The organism is Candidatus Binatota bacterium (assembly GCA_012960245.1).
GTDB lineage: Bacteria > Desulfobacterota > Binatia > UBA1149 > UBA1149 > UBA1149.
In genome coordinates, this window is sequence record DUBO01000035.1 from 1 (window position 1) to 17,773 (window position 17,773).

At 67.0% G+C, this 17,773-nt stretch carries 10 protein-coding genes; 6 read left to right on the forward strand and 4 right to left on the reverse strand.

What is annotated here, in order from left to right:
• Nucleotides 1-28: 28 nt before the first annotated feature.
• Nucleotides 29-1,927: a hypothetical protein gene (locus tag EYQ35_05670; GenBank protein HIF63626.1), complete on the reverse strand. Its 1,899-nt coding sequence runs from the start codon at nt 1,925-1,927 to the stop codon at nt 29-31.
• Nucleotides 1,928-1,981: 54 nt separating this feature from the next.
• Nucleotides 1,982-2,725, reverse strand: a complete 744-nt coding sequence (locus EYQ35_05675; GenBank protein HIF63627.1) for a response regulator transcription factor — start codon at nt 2,723-2,725, stop codon at nt 1,982-1,984.
• 615 nt (nt 2,726-3,340) lie between these two features.
• Between EYQ35_05675 and EYQ35_05680 the strand changes: the two genes are divergently transcribed.
• On the forward strand, nt 3,341-3,775 hold the full coding sequence (locus EYQ35_05680; protein HIF63628.1) for a hypothetical protein: 435 nt from the start codon (nt 3,341-3,343) through the stop codon (nt 3,773-3,775).
• Between the two features lie 34 nt (nt 3,776-3,809).
• Here EYQ35_05680 and EYQ35_05685 read toward each other — a convergent pair whose 3' ends face one another.
• Nucleotides 3,810-5,450 (reverse strand): MFS transporter, encoded by a 1,641-nt coding sequence (locus tag EYQ35_05685; GenBank protein HIF63629.1) that lies wholly within the window; start codon nt 5,448-5,450, stop codon nt 3,810-3,812.
• Nucleotides 5,451-5,511: 61 nt separating this feature from the next.
• Here EYQ35_05685 and EYQ35_05690 point away from each other — a divergent pair, with 61 nt between their 5' ends.
• Together EYQ35_05690 and EYQ35_05695 are read left to right on the forward strand one after the other, a co-directional pair.
• Entirely contained in the window at nt 5,512-6,735 is a 1,224-nt protein-coding gene (locus EYQ35_05690; protein HIF63630.1) for an MFS transporter, read from the forward strand.
• 132 nt (nt 6,736-6,867) lie between these two features.
• Nucleotides 6,868-8,523 (forward strand): hypothetical protein, encoded by a 1,656-nt coding sequence (locus tag EYQ35_05695; protein HIF63631.1) that lies wholly within the window; start codon nt 6,868-6,870, stop codon nt 8,521-8,523.
• 6 nt (nt 8,524-8,529) lie between these two features.
• Here the strand turns inward: EYQ35_05695 and EYQ35_05700 are convergent, their stop codons facing one another.
• On the reverse strand, nt 8,530-9,723 hold the full coding sequence (locus EYQ35_05700; protein ID HIF63632.1) for a hypothetical protein: 1,194 nt from the start codon (nt 9,721-9,723) through the stop codon (nt 8,530-8,532).
• 128 nt (nt 9,724-9,851) lie between these two features.
• On the opposite strand from EYQ35_05700, the gene EYQ35_05705 reads away from it, so the two are divergent.
• Genes EYQ35_05705 through EYQ35_05715 form a run of 3 tightly spaced genes read left to right on the forward strand, consistent with a single transcriptional unit; the run spans nt 9,852 to nt 15,774 of the window.
• Entirely contained in the window at nt 9,852-10,859 is a 1,008-nt protein-coding gene (locus EYQ35_05705) for an LLM class flavin-dependent oxidoreductase (protein HIF63633.1), read from the forward strand.
• On the forward strand, nt 10,856-13,270 hold the full coding sequence (locus tag EYQ35_05710; protein HIF63634.1) for a hypothetical protein: 2,415 nt from the start codon (nt 10,856-10,858) through the stop codon (nt 13,268-13,270). Before EYQ35_05705 ends, EYQ35_05710 begins: the two co-directional genes overlap by 4 nt.
• Nucleotides 13,267-15,774, forward strand: coding sequence for a hypothetical protein (locus EYQ35_05715; GenBank protein HIF63635.1), 2,508 nt, complete (start codon nt 13,267-13,269; stop codon nt 15,772-15,774). Before EYQ35_05710 ends, EYQ35_05715 begins: the two co-directional genes overlap by 4 nt.
• The last annotated feature ends 1,999 nt before the right edge of the window (nt 15,775-17,773 follow it).

The window sequence follows — 17,773 nt, forward strand, 5'->3', positions numbered from 1 at the left end:
GACCCCCGGGTAACACAGCGCGTTACTGCTATGCCGCCGGGTCGCGCGGGATCCAGAGGTCAACCGTGGTGCCCGGCTGCGCGTCGGCTACGGTCAACTCGGCGCCCAGGGCGGCAGCCCGCGTGTGCATGTTGGCCAGTCCGCGACCCGCCGTGCCGCTGGCAGAACTGGCGCCGCCGACGCCATCGTCCGAGATGGCCACGTACACGCCCGCCGCACCGTCGGGGCCCACCCGCTCGCCGGTTTCAACGCGTATGACGCCGGCCCGCGCGTGGGCCACCACGTTGGCAATTGCCTCCTGGCAGATGCGCAGCACGTGCAGGAACCCGGCGGCGCCCAGCCGCTTGACCCCCGGCAGCTCCCCGACCCGCCAGTCAAAGCGCAGGCCCTGCCGCAGCAGCTGCGGCTCCAATCGCCCGCGCAGCGTGCCCAGCAGCGTGGGTATGTCGTCGACCGCGGGATCCATCGAGTCGATCACCAGCCGCATGTCGGTCAGCGCCCAGCGCAGCCCATCCGAAACAGGCCCGAGTGCGTGGCCCTCCTTTTCGAGGGTGACCAGGGCCGACACCAGCTGGCTGCCCACGCCGTCGTGCATCTCGCGCATGATTCGCTCGCGCTCGACGCCCACTACCCTCTCGTTCTCGAGCACGCGCAGGCGACGGTAGTTGCTCTCCAGCTCGGCGCGCTTGTCGTTGACCTGCTGCTCGAGATCCACGTTGGCCGCTGCAGCGAGACGGTAGGTCTGGGCAAAGCGCATCAACAGGGCGCCGGCAAAGCCCACGCAGGTCAGCGCACCCGCGAACTGCATGACCCTGCCCCCCGCGGCAGGACGCAGGCCGACCTGTACCGTGAAGTCGTAGCTCACCAGGGCCACCAGCAGCACCCCGGTGACCGCGTAAATCACCAGTTCGACGGTCGAAAGGCGGTGCCTGCTCACCCCTATCATCCACAGGCAGTAAGCCGACAGCGCGAGCGACCCGGCGTGGAATGCACTGGTCACGTCGAAGAACACGGCCGGCGGAACCAGCAGCGGCGTAACCGTGGCGGCCAGTCCAAACAGCAGCAGGGCGCGCTCCTGCCGCGGCCCGCTGCGGTCGACCAGGTGCGACACCGCGAACACGAAGAACACCGCAAACCAGTCGAGCGACGCGTGAATGAGGTGCTTCCAGGCCCAGAACGACAGCGGCGGAAACTGCAGGTGGTAGTTAAGACTGACCGACGTCCAGGCAAGAGCGACCAGGGCGAAGTAGCCGTACACCCGGTCTCGCACCCCGAAAAGGAAGATGACGCCGAACAACACGACCATGACTATGCCCGCGGTGGTGCTCACCTGCGCCGCTGTTACCTGCCTGCGGTAGCGCGCCCGGAACACCGGCCCCAGCTCGCGGTCGGGCCCCAGCAGCGGCGCGTCCAGGCCGGCGTTGAGCGACCCGCGGGTCTCCAGTCGTATGTCGATCGTGTTAAGCGGAGCCGACAACTCCGACGAAATCAGCGGAAAGTAGAGCGGGCGGTTCCAGTTGCGGGCGCCGGCTTGCACGCTCGAGCCGAGCACGCCAAGCGGCCTTCCGTTGACGAACACCGTCGCGTTGGAGTCCACCCGCGGCAGGTAAACCGCCCAACGCTGGCCGGCCCGGCTGACGGGACCCTGCAACTCGAAGCGGTACCAGCCCACCCCCGTTGTTCCCGGACGACTGGTGGCCCACTCGTCGGGCAGCGTAACGTCCTGCCCCAGCGGAAACTGCGCTGGGTCGGGGGGCAGCTCGTCGTCGGCGAGCACGAAGCGCGCGCTGTCGAAGATATGGGTACCCGACGCGGTGAAAGATGCCGTCGAAGACACCGCCGGCAGGCAGCAGGCCAGCAGCAGCGCCGCCACGCAGCAGGCGAGAAGCGCAGCTACGGTACCGCGCCTGGTCAATTTCCGCGCCATTGCCCCAGACCCTAGGGGCTGGCCACCCTGCTGGCAAGCAGCGCGAGCGCGCCACTATTCAAATTCGACCAGGCCCTTACGCGCCGCAGCGTATACCGCCTCGCTGCGCGAATGAACGTTGAGCTTCTTGTAGATGTGGCGCACGTGCGAGGTAACCGTGTGGCCCGAGATCTCAAGCTCCGAGGAGATTTCCATGAAGCTGAATCCACGGCTGATCATCGTCAGCACCTCCTGCTCGCGGTCGGTCAACAGCGAGTCTGCCACCAGACCGGGCGGGGGATCCTGCCCACCAGTCCGCGCGACCGAAGGCTGTTGAAATCTCAGCAAAAGATGACGCGCTATGGGAGCGCTGATGGGCGAACCACCCTCTACAAGCTGCCGCACCAACTCGCCTATCTCCTGCGACGATTCGTCCTTGAGCAGGTAGCCGGTGGCGCCAGCCTCTATGGCGCCCACCACGCTGCCCTCGTCGCCGAACACCGAGATCACCATTGCCTGGGTCTTGCTTTGCGCCCCGCACACCTCGCGTATGAGTTCAATGCCGCTGCCGTCGGGAAGGTCGAGGTCGGTGAGCAGAACATCGGGGCTGCAACGGTCGAGCACTCGACGCGCCTCCTCGCAACTGCCAGCCACTCCCGACAACTTGAGCCCAGGATGACAATCGATGGCGGCGGCTATGTGCCTGCGCATGGATTCCTGGTCTTCCACCAACACCACGGTAGCGACGGCAGGAGCGGTGGCGTCATCGTCGAGTGACGCAGTCGCAGAAGGGTCAGCAGTGCCTGGCGCGCGGCGCATGGCCCAAGGCTATCAATAAGTGGTGCTCTGTGTCCAACCACCCGCAACTATTATCACCCGGGCACACGACGCTTGAGCAAACTGCACCCGAACTCCATCGCGGCATAGCATAAACACGCTATTGACAGCCGCCGCGCCGATTACTTATAACTAGTAGGCGTGGTGGACAGTGTTCGTTCACCGGCGCCGCAGCGATACGGGTGAACGAGTTTCTGCGTCGTGGAACAACACGGGGGGGGAACACGATGTCGCTGAAAGCACTTTTACTCATGCAGATGGCCCACCTGGCCAGCCTGATCGCAGCCTTCCTACGCCGCGGCTAGGGCTGGCTCTTGAACCGAGCCGCCTGACAGGGAGGCGGCCAGGCCCGGCCAACCGGGGGGTCGCCCGAGTAACTTTGAGCGCCCCCGGGCGAAAAAGTACACGAAAAGGTCCCCAACTGCGCCTGATTGCTGAATAAGTGGCCCATGCTCCCGTCATAGAATTGATCGTGGAGCCGGAAGCTCGCCAATGCCTCGAGGGCCGAAAGGCCGGATGGGGCTGTAATCCCCCTGATCGGGGGTGAGCGAACAGCCGGTATGGCAACAGGCTCAGCAACATAACGAGAGAGCGATAATGACGGGAAACAGCATACTTGAATCAGACTGCCTTTTGCCCGACCAGTACATGGCCCTGGTGGGTGGGGGCGACAACCTCAGCGGCGAGCGCCGCCTGATGCTTGCCGTGCTCGAAGACGCCCTGGACCGCTACCGCCGCTTCGCACTGGCCCGCGATCCGCGCGGCCGCGCCGAGTACCAGCGCGCGCGCGAGTGGATAGACGACGACGAGCGCGAGTGGCTGTACTCCTTTGAGAACGTCTGCGAGGTAATGGGTTTTGACGCCACCTACCTGCGCGAGCGCCTCGCCCACGCCTACCCCAGCCGCCGCCTGAGCATAGGACGCGAGCCGCAACTGGTGCCGCTCGGTGACCTGCCCGAGTTCGAGGACGGCGTGGCCGACATCGCTGAGCCGCGCGAGGTCAGCGTCGACGAGTTTGACCAGGTAGCCTGATGGCTGCCTGCCCCGGGGGCGCGGTTGACGCGGCTCAGGCCGCGCCTGCTGCTTGCGCCTTCTGTGCGGCCAGCTTGTCTTCGTCTGCCACCAGCCCTCGCGACGCCAGCAGGAACAACACTATGGCCCCCAGGTTGGCCAGCAGGCACAGTTCTATTGCGTGGCCGAGATCACCGCTTGCCTCGCTCATCCGTCCAACGGTGTAAGGGCCCATGGCCAGGCCTATGAAGGTGAGCATCAACAGGTACACGGCCGAGGCCACCGCCCGCATGCGCGGCAACACGAGGTCCTGCACCGTGGAAACCGCAGCTCCCAGCCACAATCCATTGGCCGTCCCCGCGCCCACGTACAGAGCGTAGGCCATGGTGAGCGAGTCGGTCCGCACCATGGCCACAACGAAGGGCAGCGGCAGCAGCGCCGCCACCACCGCAAAGTACAATCGGCCCTCGGGTTTACGCGCACGCCACCAGTCGGCGGCAAAGCCCCCGAAGGTGGCACCCGCCCAGCCCCCCACGGCGGCAATAAGTCCCAGCGTCTTGCCAGCCTCGCCCGCCGACAGGTCAAAGTTCCGCAGGAACCACGGCACCACCCAGAACCCCGCGCCGTAGCTACCGAACGACAGCAACGAAAATCCGAGCACGGCCGTGCGCAGGGAACGCGCGCGAAAAATCGTGGAAAAAGTCACCGGGTCGCCCAGCGCAAGGTTCTGCACCCAGCAGGCCGACGCGTACACGCCCACCCCCAGCGCCACCCACTGTACCGGGTCGCCCAGCCACAGCGTGAGCAGCCAGGCCGCCATGGCCAGGCCCGCGGCGGTGGCGGCGTTGCCCGCGAGCATGGCGCGCGAAGCCCCCGCCCGCGCCAGGGTCAGCACGGCAAAAGGCGGCAGCACCTTGGCCAACTCGTTGAGCAGCACGCGGCCAGGGCGCTCTTCTTCGCCGGCGAGTTCTGCGGCCGCGGCTTGAACGGCCGCAGGGCCGTCGCCCGCGCCCCTGCGCGGCTCTCTCAGCGTACGTACCCAGGCCGCCAGCAGCAGGCCGGGCATGCCCACCACCATGAACGCCGCCTGCCAGCCGGCCAAGCCCAGCGGCGCGTTGCCATCGGGCCAGGCCTGGTTCCAGTTGTCGACCACCGTGCCGCCCACGTACAGTCCCAGGCCCACACCTATGTAGAGGCCGCTTGAGTAGATGGCCATGACCGTGGCCCGACGCTCGGGCGGAAACCAGTCCGATAACAGCGAATATGCCGACGGTGACGCGCTGGCCTCGCCCACGCCCACGCCTATGCGGGCGCCGGCCAGCTGGGCAAAGTTACCGGCCAAGCCCGAGGCAGCCGTCATCAAGCTCCAGGTCGCCAGCCCCAGCGATATAACGGTGCGGCGAACCCACACGTCGGCCAGTCGTCCCAGCGGAATGCCGAACACCGCGTAGAAGACCGCGAAGGCGGTGCCGTAGAGAAAACCAATCTGCGAGTCGCCCAACCCGAGGTCAGCCTTGATGTCTTCGGCGAGGATGGCCAGCACCTGCCGGTCAAGAAAATTAAAAACGTACACCAGCACGAGCACGCCCAGCACGTAGCAGGCGTAGGGACCGCCCGGACGGTCTCTGTCGTTACCCGAGTGATCGTTGCCGGGGTGATGTTTATGCGGCGGCTTTATTACGTGGATCCTGCACAGTTGGGGGCGGTACTACAGCTGCGGCGTGGTGCGGTGGGCGCGCGACGCATACAATGCACGGGTGCCAGCCTCACGCCAATCCTACCCCTTGTTTATCGCCGGCGCGGCAAGCTGGTTTACCGCCTGGGGAATGCAATCGGTGCTGCTGTCGTGGCTGGTGGTTGGCGAGCTGGGTGCCGACGCGGCGGTGCTCGGGCTGGTGCAATCGGTAGCCATGCTGCCCTCGCTGCTGCTGTTGCTGCCTGGGGGAGTGCTGGCCGACCGGCACGACCGGCGCCGGCTGCTGTGGATGTCACACACGGGTGCGAGCCTGGTGGTGGCCGCCCTGGCCGTGGTGGTGGCCCTGGGCAAGCTCTCGCTGGCGGCGGTGTTCGTGTTTGCCGCCTGCATGGGAGTGGCCGTGGCCTTCGTGCTGCCGTCGCGCGATGCGCTGCTCAACGACGTATCGGGCGGCGACCTCATGCGCGCGGTGACCGGGCTGACGCTCACGCAGTGGAGTGGCCACGCACTGGGCGCGGCCGCCGGTGGGCTGGCGCGCTGGATGGGAACCGCCAACGCGCTCGCGCTGCAGTCGGCCGTACTGCTGCTGGGCGTGCTGCCGCTGCTGCGCTTGCCCGGCAGCGGGAACGATGGGCGCGAGAGAGACGACAGCGCGTCGGCGTCGGACGACGGCTCTGCCACGAGCGCCCTCGCCGAAATACGCGAGGGCTTACGCGAGGTTTACAATTCGCCGACGCTGCTGAGCGTGCTCGCACTGACTACCAGCGTGGGCGTTTTTTTCATCGGCCCTTATATCGTCGCCTTCCCCCTGCTGGTGCGCGACTACTACGGCGGCGACGTGGCCCAGCTGGCCCTGCTCACAATGTGTTTTCCGCTGGGCACCATCGCCGGCTCGCTCTTGCTGCTGGCCAGGGGAGGCATACGTCGCAAGGGGCTGGCGCTGGTGTGTGCGCTCGCTACGGGCACCGTCTTCCTGGCGCTCATTTCGCTGGGGTTGCCCTTCGAGCTGATGCTGGTGGTGGTGGCGGCCTGGGGCCTGGGCGCTGCCGTCAACATCAACTGCAGCCGCACGATATTCCAGCAGGGAGCGCCGCCAACCCACCGGGCCCGCGTGCTGTCGGTCTACTCCATGGGATTCATGGGGTCGACACCGCTGGGCACCCTGCTCTGCGGCCTGCTCGCAGAGCAATGGGGGCCGCTGGCCGCCTGCGGCATTCTGAGCGCCTCGATGGCGGTGGCCATAGCGGTCGTTGTTACCTTTACCCCCATCCTGCGCATCCGCTGACAGGGCGTGGGCGACCCGTGATCTATGGCCGGGGGCGCGGGCAAAGCCATATCTATGGACAGAAAGGCCGCGGTGTGCGACTTTTGACCGGAGCCAATGCCGCCCGCTGCGACCCGCTCCCCAGCTGCCGCGATGAGAACATTACCCGCGCGTTCGTACTTGTTTCAGGCCCGGATACTCGCCGTCCTCCTGTTGACTGCGCTGCTTCTCCAGGTCGTGACCGAGAACACCGCCCGGGCCCAGTCCTGCCCGGCCGCGGTAACGGCAAACTACTTTGAGCGCTACGTCAACGTTATGGGTGTGCACCTGTTCGCCACACCATCGGTGAGCGATGCCAAGCTCGAACACGCGGCCGCTGTTATGGCTCAGTATCTCGACAACGATGAAGACGGCGTAGCCGACGAAGCCGCGATGCTGGCCGCGATGGTTGCCGCCGACGCATCCATCTTCATGTTCGCCAACGAGAACGACGCCAACTCGGCCACCAACGACGACGCGCTCATGGACTCGCTCACCTTCCAGGACCTCTACGCGTCCGAAACCGTGATCGGCTATCCCGGCTCGACCAACCAGTTCGATTTCGCGCTCGAAGAAGTCCTGCACCTGGTCACCTCGATCGGCTGGGCCAGCGCCTACCCGTCGGTGTTCGGCGAGCACGCGGGCTCCACCCTGGCGCTGGCCATGGACACCGCCCGCGGCGGTCACTTTGAAGAAAGCAGCAACGATGACTGCGACGGTGGCAGCCAGTGCGCGCTACCGCCCGGCGGCAACTACCCGGCCGGCGCGTGGTACACCTACGACGACCCCACCTGCGACTACAGCTGCATGGCGACCGAGTACATCTACTGGGCGTTAACCTCGCTGCTCGGCGGCCAGCAGGCGTCCGGACGCCCCGGCGATATAGTGGCCGAGTGGCAACTGGCCACGCCCGCGCAGGTGCAGGCCAACGACACCGCCATCACCAATCTCCTTACCGCCCAGGGCTACGCGCTGCCCACCGTGCTGCCCGACGGCAGCTACGCGCCGGGCGTAGGGCCGGCCATCGACAACCCCTGCGGCACTCCCGGCGGAGGCCCGGGGCCCGGCGGAGGCGGCGACTCGGCTGGCTGCGCAAAAAAACTCCGCAAGCTGATGACGAAGTACGTCGGCTCGACCGTCAAGACCCTGGGCAAGTGCGTGGACGGCGTCAACCGCGGTAAAACGATCGGGCCCTGCCCTGACAGCAGGACACAGGACAAGCTCGACCGCGCCGCCGGCAAGCTGTCGGCCGACCGCATCAACGCGGCCTGCGCGCCCGAAGACCTAGCGGCGGTTGGGCTTGCCGGCGATTGCGCCAGCGCGACAACCGCGGGTCAAACCGCCGCGTGCCTGCTCACCGCCGGTGACACGGCCACCGACACTATGCTGGACCTTGAGTTCGCAGACGCCACGGCCAGCAGCGAGATGGCCGACCAAGCGCTGGCCCGTTGCCAGCAGGGCCTGGCCAGGGCCGGGGCAAAGTACGGCTCGGGTCGCGCCAGGACCCTGGCCAAGTGTCTCGCCCAGCGCGACAACGGAAAGGTCGACTCCTGCCCTGACTCAAAGGCGACGAGTAAACTAGCCAAGCTGCTGGCGAAGCTCGAAAGCGGCGTGGACAAGAAGTGTAGCAACGCCCAGGCGGCCGCGCTGGCCGCCACCGCGGTTCCAGGTTGGAGCTGCGCAGCCTCGGCCACAACCGCCCAGCTGGCCGACTGCCAGTCGGTGGGTCACGACAGCGCCGTGGACACTCTCCTGGCTACCCTCCCCTGACAAGGCTCAATTTTCCCACTCCAGTCCCACGCCTATATAGTTGCCACCCATGTGGTAGACGCCGGGGATAATAAGCGCCTCGGACGCGTCGATATTCCTGTCGTCGGGCACCCCGTAGCCGAACGTGAAGTCCACGCGCAGATTCTCCAGGTACAGGCCCGCACCCATGCCGATCTTCCAGTCGCTCACATCCATGAGCAGGGGGCTTACCCCGCCGTCTGAAATAATGGGGTTGGCGTAACCCACGCCGCTGCGCAGCTCCCAACGCTCGCTCACGCGGTATGACCCGCCAAAAGCGTACCGCCACTCGTCGGTCCCGCCGGGCACGAAGGGCGCGTCGAGCTGTGGAGTTTCGGCGAAGTGGATTTTAGACCTGCCCATGGAGTCGGCGCCGGTCCAGCGTAGGGCTGAGTGCAGTACGGCCCGCTCTCCCAGCGACCAGCTCGAGCCCAGGTAGGCCTGTGCCGGCATGTGCAACTGCAGGTCCAGGTCCTGCCTACCCGACGGCGACGGCGCCGAGCCGTCCAACCAGATCATGCCCGGCGTTCGCAGGCCCACGGTGAGATCCCAGCCTTCACGCGGCTGCCAGGCAATGCTGCCGTTGGCCTGTATACCCGTGCCCCGCATGACGTAGCGCGTGGGGCCAAGCGGCGTAGGGTAATGCGCGCGCAGGTAGGCCAGCAGGGGGGTGATCGCGAAGCCCACCGACAGGTTGTCGCTTAAGCGACGGGCCACGGCCGGTCCCATGCTAAGGATGCTCGACTCGGCGTAGAATTTTTCAGGGCCGAAGCCGGGGATCGGATCAAAGTTATTGCTCGCGCCCACGCTGCCCGCCATTGCAAAGCCGTACGACCATGGGCCGTCACCGCCCAGGGCAAGTCCGTAGTCGGGCACCAGCGAGATGAAGTCAGACTTGTCGCTATAGCCAACGGCTGAGCTGTTGACCTCGGTGCTGCCCACACCCAGGGCAAAAGTAAACCCCTCGGTGCGGCGCTCGTAGTTGACCAGGGCCGCCGGGTTGACCGACACCGCATAGGCCGGCGAGACCGGCCGCGCAACGTTGGAGCCCATCATGCCGGCCTCGGCTGCGCCCACCCCGGGCGCGATCAGGTTGGACGCCAAAGCGCTCGCGGGCAACATCACGGCCAACAGTGGCGCCAACACCATGCAGGCGAACGTCATCAAACTACTCCCTCTCATGCCCTCTCCTTCGCACCGGTCCGCGCGGGCGCGCGGCAAAAGCTGTTTCTAGCCGCTTGTCGCGGCCACGCAAAGTCCAGGCCCCCTGCCTTTTTGACACGGGAAGGCGCGCAACCGAGGATTGGCTGATGCCTCAACTTGAGAAGACCGGTGCCGTGGCTTTCTGGAAAAAATACGACCGCAAGGCCGTGCTGCGCCAAGCGCAGATCGCTGACGAAATGGGCTACCACTCCTTCTGGTTACCCGAGGCCTGGGGCTACGAGATCTTCAGCCTGCTCACCGAGATCGCCACGCACACGAAGAACATCCAGCTCGGCACGGGCATAATCAACGTCTTCAGCCGCTCGGCAGCACTGGTGGCCATGCACGCGGCCACGCTCGACGAGATCTCCGAGGGGCGCTTCATACTGGGCCTGGGCACGTCGGGTAAAAAAGTCGTGGAGGGCTTCCACGGCGTCGACTACCGCAAGCCACTCACGCGACTGTCGCAGTACATCCGGGTCGTCAAGACCCTGCTCGCCGGCGAACGGCTGGACTCGGCCGGCGCCGACCTGTGGGAGTTTCGCCACTTCAAACTCGAGATGACGCCCGCCCGGGCCGACCTGCCAGTGTACTGCGCCTGCCTCAACGACAAGGCCATACGCATGGTGGGCGAACTCGCCGACGGCTGGATGCCCACCTTCTGGCCCTGGCAGCAGATCGGTCGCGGCCGTGAGCTGCTGGCCGAAGGCGCAGCGCGCTCAGGCCGGTCGGCCGACGACATCACCATTGCGCCCTTCACCACCGCCATGCCCATGCCCGATCGCAAGAGTGGACACGACATGGCGCGCGGACTCATCGCGTTCTACATCGGCGGCATGGGCGACTACTACCACGCCCTGCTCAGTCGCATGGGCTACGCCGATAACGCCGACCTGGTGCAGGACCTCTACGTGAAGGGCAAGCGCAAGGAAGCTGCTGCTGCCATAAGCGAAGAGCTGCTCGAAGCCCTGGTGATTGCCGGTGAGCCCGACCAGTGCCGCGAGCAACTCACCGCGTGGCGCGAGGCCGGCGTGCAGTTGCCCGTACTCACCCTGCCAAGCGGCGCGCCACCGGAAATAAGCGAAGCGCTGCTGCAACTCATGGCCCCTGCGTGAAACGAGCGGCCGCGCAGGCTGCGGCGCTCGCCCTCGTGCTGGGCGCGCTGTTTCTGCCCGGCTTGCTCCTGAACCTGGCGACGCCTGCCCCGGGTCTTGTCCTGCACCCCACGCCGCTTGCCATGCTGGCCACCGCGCTCACCGGCTGGGCCCTGCTGATCGCACCCGGCTGGTTGCTGGCGAGGGTCAGTGGCACGGGCCACGGCGGCCAGGCCATCGAGAAACCGGCGCTGTACTTCGTATGTTCACTGGCGTTGCTGGTACCGCCGGTGGCCCTGACGGTGTCGCGTGGACAGCCAGCGTCGGATTTTCTGCCACTGCTGGTGGCCGAGCTGCTGGCGCTGGCCGTTGCCGGTAGCTTAACGCGCCCGCGCGGCCGCGAACGCGCTACCCCCAGCGACAATCCACCGGGCAGGCTGTTGCCGCTGCTCGTTGCCGCCTGCGCGCTGGCCTGCACCTGGGCGTCGCTGGAAATGGTGACCATGGGTAGCGTGGACCGCTGGTGGTACCTGGCCTGGATACATTGGCTGGGCGAAGGCCGGGCGGCCGCCGGCGGCGATCCGTTGCTGGGCACCGCCACCGTACTGCCACGCTTCACCAGCGGCGCGTGGCTGCCCGCGCTCGCTGCCTGGGCCGAACTGGCGCGGGTTGATCCCGCCTGGTTGTACCACCGCGCGGTGCCACTGCTGGTAGTGCCGCTTTCGTTTTCGGCAGCCATGGTACTGGCACGATCGCTGTTCGGTCGCAGCCGTGCGGCCTGGCTCGCACTGCTGATCACCGCGTTGGGATGGATGACCGGCTGGCTGATCGCGCTGCTTGCACGCGCGCCCGAAGACAAGATCGTGGCCGCGGTGGTGGTGGCGCCGGTCGTTCTGGGCGCGTTCCTCACCCGTGCACGCGGCGGCTGGCGGCGTTGGCTGCTGGTCTACGCGCTCGGGCTGGTGGCCCTGGCTGCTACCCACGCGTTGGTCTACGCGCTGGTACTGATGGCCGTGGTGGCACTGGCGGCAGTGCTCGTAGCCGGAGGGCGTTGCCGCGGCCGCAACGCCGCGGTCATGCTCACGCTCGCGCTCGTCATTGCTGCGTGGCCAGCGCTGACCGGCCGCATGACGACCGCGCCACTGGCCCGACAGGACGCGCTGTCGGCTGACTCCACTCACCCGGTGGCCCGCGTGCACCTTGCGCGCGAGCGCTTGCTGCAACTGGGAAGCAGCAGTGCCACCAGCCCCGCCAGCGCGCCCGGCTACATTGTTAACCCACGCCTGTTGCTGCACCCGCTGGGGCTGCTGTCCCTGGCCTGCCTGCCGCTGTTGTGGCGGCGGCGACCCTACGAGCGCCACGTGCTGCTCACCCTCAGCGCCGTCGCGCTACTCGTGGCTTTCCTTCCACCGCTGCCCTGGTTACTGGGACTCGCGGTGACCCCGTGGATGGTGCACCGGGTGTTGTGGTTATTGCCCGCGGCTGCGCTGCTCGCCGTAGGCCTGGACGAAGCCAGTCGCCGACTGCGAGCAACCGCCTGGCTACCCGCACTGCTGGCGTTGGGCCTGGCCTTGCCGTTTGCCTCTTCACACCTGGCCGACTTTACCCGCGTACGCGCAGCCCACGCACTGCCCGATACGCCGTCTTTCAACGGGCTGATGACCGCGCTCGGCGGCCTGCCAGCCGACGCGCTGCTGCTGGCCGCACCCGAAATCTCGGAACGACTGGCAGCGCTGGGTGGCCCGCGCGTGCTGGCTGCCTCGGACAGGGCGACGCTGGTGTTCGCCGGCCACCGCCGCTCGGCCAACGCTCGCCTGGCGGCTCGGGCGCGGGCGGCCGCGGGGCTGTGGCGACCAGGCAACGGCGCGCCCACTCCCACGCACCTGCTCTACGACGGCAGCGGCCCGGCCGGTCGCTACTGCCAACGCGTGATCTACGAAAGCGACGACTACCAACTGTGCAGTTTTGCCGCCGCCGCCCCCGAACCCGGCATGGTCCTGGCCGTAACGACTGGTGGCGAGACAGGCCGGGCCGCCGACGGCTCACGCTTTGACTGCCGTCCAGGGCTCGAGCGACGAGGCGGCAGGTTGCTGTCTCCACGCCCCGGCCCCTGGTCGGCCCGCATGCCCGGCCTGCACTGTCGGGTGTCCCTGGCCGGAAGCCAACCCGCACCACGCCTGCAACTGGGCGCGCTCACCGGCAACACCCACGAAAGTTGGATAGTGTCCGTGCGTGGCCTCCTCAAGGACGAGCAGCGCTGGAACCTGCGCGGCGAAATCGCGGTTACAAACGAAACGAGATTAAAGCTCGACCTGCCGCGGGCCAGCGTAGATGAGCTCGAGCTCTCCATCGTCCCGACCATGCTGCCGTTTGTAAAACTCGACCACCTCCTGCTGAGCGCAGCCGACGCGCAGGAAAAAACCTCTCGATGACTTCCGAGTCGACAACAACGCCCACGCCTTCGGGACGTCGACGAAGCCTGCTGCAGGTGGTGGCTGTCTGGATCGCGGCGCTTGTCGCACCCCTGGTCGGTAGCGGCACGGCAGTGCTGACGGCGGTGCTGGCCGTGCTCGTTCTTCCCGGCGCTTTCTTGTTGCGCGCGATTGGCAGCAGATCGGCGGGCGACTACTCCCTTGCCGACGACCCGCTGGCGCGCCCGGCAATCGTCATCACCCTGTCGACCGCTCTTTGCGGGCTGAGCGTGCTGGCCTGCACTGCGGCGGCTCTGCCCATGCACGCGGCCCTGCTTACGCTAATGCTTGTTACCCTAGTGCTGGCGGCCCTTCCGTCGCGCGGCAGCGCCCGCCAGCAAGCTGCCAGCCAGGCAGCCGCAAGCCAGGAATCTGCCGGGCTGACAAGCAACGAGAAGCTGCTGTTGCTGCTGCTCGCGGCGTCGGTGCTGCTGCTGGCCGCGATGGCCGCGTCGGGTGCCAACATCGCGCGCGACCGCATGTGGTACATGGCGTTCATCACCCGCCTGGCCGACGGAAACGCCATGGGCATGGGGGAGCCCTTCTTCGGCAGCGGACTGGTACTGCCGCGCTTTGCCGGCAACGCCTGGATCTCAACGCTCGCCGCCTGGACCGGGCTGGCTCGAGTTCCCACGCCCCTGATCTTTGAGCAGGTGGCACCGGTGCTGCTCGCGCCCCTGTGCGCGTCGGCCGCTTACGCTCTGGGACGCGCCCTGTTCGGCAATCGCAGTGGCGGTATCGTGACCGCTCTCTGCACTGTCGCGGTGATGCTGGCGACACGCTACCCGTTTTTCTCGCCCGAACGCTACGCCCCCTTCGGTCGCCTGGCCGAAGACAAGACGGTGGCGCTACTCATCTTCGCACCGACTGCGTTCGCCTGGCTGCTCACCGTTCTGCGGCGTGGCATCGCCGACGCGCGCCAACTGTTGACCGCCGCCCTGCTGCTGGTGGCGGTGGCCCTGTCGCACGCAATCGTCTACCTGGCCTTGATAGCCTGGACGGCAGCTGCCCTGCTCACCGGCTTCGCCCAAGGTGGACAGGCGCGCACACGCACGGCCGTGGGCCTGCTGGTGTTGCTGCTCGCCCTGCCGCCTGCGTTTTCGGGACTGGCGGCCAGGCAGGGGCCGGCCGGGGGCCTGTCGGCGACGAGCATGGCCGAAACCGACCCGCTCGACCCGGTGGTAAGAGCCCACCTGCGCATGCAACGCACGGTACAGCTCCCCCTGGGCGGGCCGGTCACCAACCCGCGCCTGCTCGACGACCCCTTGTTGATACTGGCGCTGGCCGCCGGACTGGCGGCCTGCCTGCTCGACCGGCGCAAGGCCTGGGCACGCCTGCTGCTTGCGGCCTGCCTTGGGTCGCTGCTGCTCGCCTTCACGCCGTTTCTGTCGCCCTTGTTCGGGCGAGCGGTCGTACCCTGGATGGCCTACCGCGCCTTGTGGCTGTTGTTGCCCGGCCCACTTCTGGCCGCAGGCCTGCTCGAGCTGCCGCGCCTGATCGTTTTGCCGCGCATGAACACGAGCGGGCCCCTGCTGCTGCTCACCCTGCTGGTGCTCGCTTTCAGCCTGCCACGTTTTCCCTGGGCCCGCCTCTCCGCGGTCCAGGCCCACGCCGACACGCAGCTGCAACCCGACCGTGACACGCTCGAACTGCTCGACGAACTAGCGGCCCTGCCGCCCGACTCCGTGATCGCAACCGGGCCCGGCCTTTCCGAACTGGTACCGGCTTACGCGGGACGCTACGTGCTGGCCTTCTCCGACCGCGGAACGGTAGTCTTTTCGGGATCAAGAAAAACCGGCAACAGGCGACTACGCGCAGCGGCTGCCTTGTTGGGCCTGCGAGGCGGCAGCCGCGGCATGCGCAATCGCCTGGCTGCCACCTGGAAGGTGAGCCACGTGGTCACCGAAGGCCAACACTGCGATCGCAAGGGCGCGCCTTTGTTTTCGAACCAGCGCTACACACTTTGCGCCGAGCGCTACCACCACAAGGCCGACCATCAACTGGACCTGACCACCGCCGTGGCCTCGGCTTCGGGCTACGCGACTCCCGACTACGCGACTCCGGGCAGTGAACTCCGAGTGCTGGCCGGGCTGGGCCGCGGGCTATCCTGCGATCCGGTGCCCGAACTGCTGGACGGCGTTGCGCGCTGGCGGCGCGGCAGCCGATGGCAGGGCAGCCCCCTGTCGATTCGCTGCACGGCCGATTTTGAAACTCCGCGGGACCTTTCGCGGCTGCGCATAAGCGCGAGACTGCCGCGTGCCGGCGAGGCGCTGGTATACCGCGTGCTTATGCGCGGGCCGGGCCAGCGCTTGCGGAGGCACGGGGCCCTGGAGTTCAAGGGAAATCCACACGGCGAGATCCGCCTGCGAGCCCGCGCCGTCGACCGAGTCGAAATAACGCTCGCGCCGGCCTACCTGCCCTACTTGAACCTGGAGTCATTGGAGCTGATCGAACGCGGGCCGTAAAAGCGCCGGGCGATTGGGCCCCCGGTCAGCGGCAGCGCAGCCTGTCGCCCGAGGGGCTGTAGCGACAGCTTGAGCTGGAGGCGCTCCAGCACGTGGTCGCCGCTCCCTGGCCTAGCGAGACACGGGTTTCGAGAAAGCTTCCCGAGGTGGCCGAAAGGTCAACGTCTTGCGCCTTGGCCGTAAATCTCCATCCGCCGTCGCGCAGCCTGAAGCGCAGTGTCCGCAGGCCACCGAAAAGCTCTGGCTGCCTGGTCTTGAACTTCCACGAGCGGGCTTCACCCGTGCGTGGCGACCTGCGCCACAGCTCCGAGGCCTGCGCGGGATCAAGGGCGAGCGTGGTCAGCACGCCATCGGAGTCGACTAGTTCAAGCAACAGCAGCTTGGAAGCCGGCCCGTCTCCCCACTGCGTTTCGTCGACCACGAGATCGTTGATCATGACCTTGGGTGCCGACTGGTCACCGGCCGGCGCAAGCAGTTTTTTGAGCACCACCGTTCTCAGAACAGCATCCTGGGCGTCGGAGCTGTCCGGGCACAGGTCGCAGACGTTGCCCCTGCCGTCGCCATCACTGTCGGCCTGGTCGGCCGCGCTCTCGTGCGGGCAGTTGTCGCAGGCATCGCCCACAAGGTCAGCGTCGCTGTCGGCCTGGTCGGGGTCAAAGACCAGCGGGCAGAGATCCTGGTCGTCGGGTACACCGTCGCCGTCAACGTCGCACAGCGAGGGTTGCACCGTGTTCACGCAGGCGCCGGTGGGCGAGTCGCAGAAATCAACCGTACAGGTATCGCCATCAGAGCAGTCGAGCAGCGAGCCGCCCACGCACACACCGGCCACGCAGCTGTCCAGTGTTGTGCAGGCGTCACCGTCGTCGCAAGCCGCAGCGTTGGGTAGGGAAGTACAACCAGAACCCGGACTGCATGAATTATCGGTGCACGGGTTGCCGTCGTCGCAGTCGGGCAAGCCGCTGCCCACGCAAACGCCGGCCGCGCACTGGTCGGTCAGCGTGCAGGGCTCACCGTCGTCACAAGCGACCGCGTTGGCGGGGTTGAGGCAGGCGCCGCTTGCCGGGTCGCAGGAATCATTGGTGCAGGGGTTGCCATCTGAGCAATCCGCCGGGCTGCCGGGCAGGCAGGCTCCAGCCCCACACTGGTCGGCCAGGGTGCAGGGATCGCCGTCATCACAAGAGTCGGTGTTGTTGATTGAGCCGCAGCCCTGTCCCGGCGTGCAGAAGTCATTGGTGCACGTGTTGCCGTCATCGCAGGCGAGCAGGCCGCTGCCCAGGCAGGCGCCGGCCGTGCACTGGTCGGTCGGCGTGCAGGGGTCACCGTCATCGCAGGCGGCGGTGTTGGCCTGGTGCACGCAGGCTCCTGTCACTAGATCGCAGGAGCCGTCGGTACAGGCGTCACCGTCAACGCACTCGGCGTCGAACAGGCAACCGGGGTCGTCGATGACGGCCACGAATGCGTCGGTTCCGCCAGCGAGAGTGGGTTGCAAAGGGCCGGCGCTCATCGCCAGGTTGCTCGAAGCAGTGAAGCCAGCCACGTAGGCTCGTCCGCCGGCGTCGAGCGCCAGGCCGCGAATGATGTCGGCCCCCGCGCCGCCGAGAAAAGTCGTGTGCAGGCGGGCCGATCCGTCGGCCAGGTAACGCGCCACAAAACCGTCCTTCACCCCGCCGCCGTAAGTCGGCTGCAGCGCGCGCTCCAGCGGCAGGTCAGACGAACCCGTGGTGCCGGCCACCGTGACACGACCGTCCGTGTCGATGGCAACCGCTGCCGCCGTGTCCAGGCCACTGCCGCCGATATAGGTCGACCAGTCAAAAGCGTTCTCTGCACTGTTGATACAGGCAACAAAACCGTCGCCAGAACCCGCGTAGATCTGCTGCAGGGGATTAACCATGGCGAGCTGTCCCGACGGCGAGCTGATGTTGCCTGCCACGCAGGCACCTCCGCCAGCTCGCGCAGCCACCGAGTTGACAACTATGGCTCCGCCCGCGAGATAGCTGGA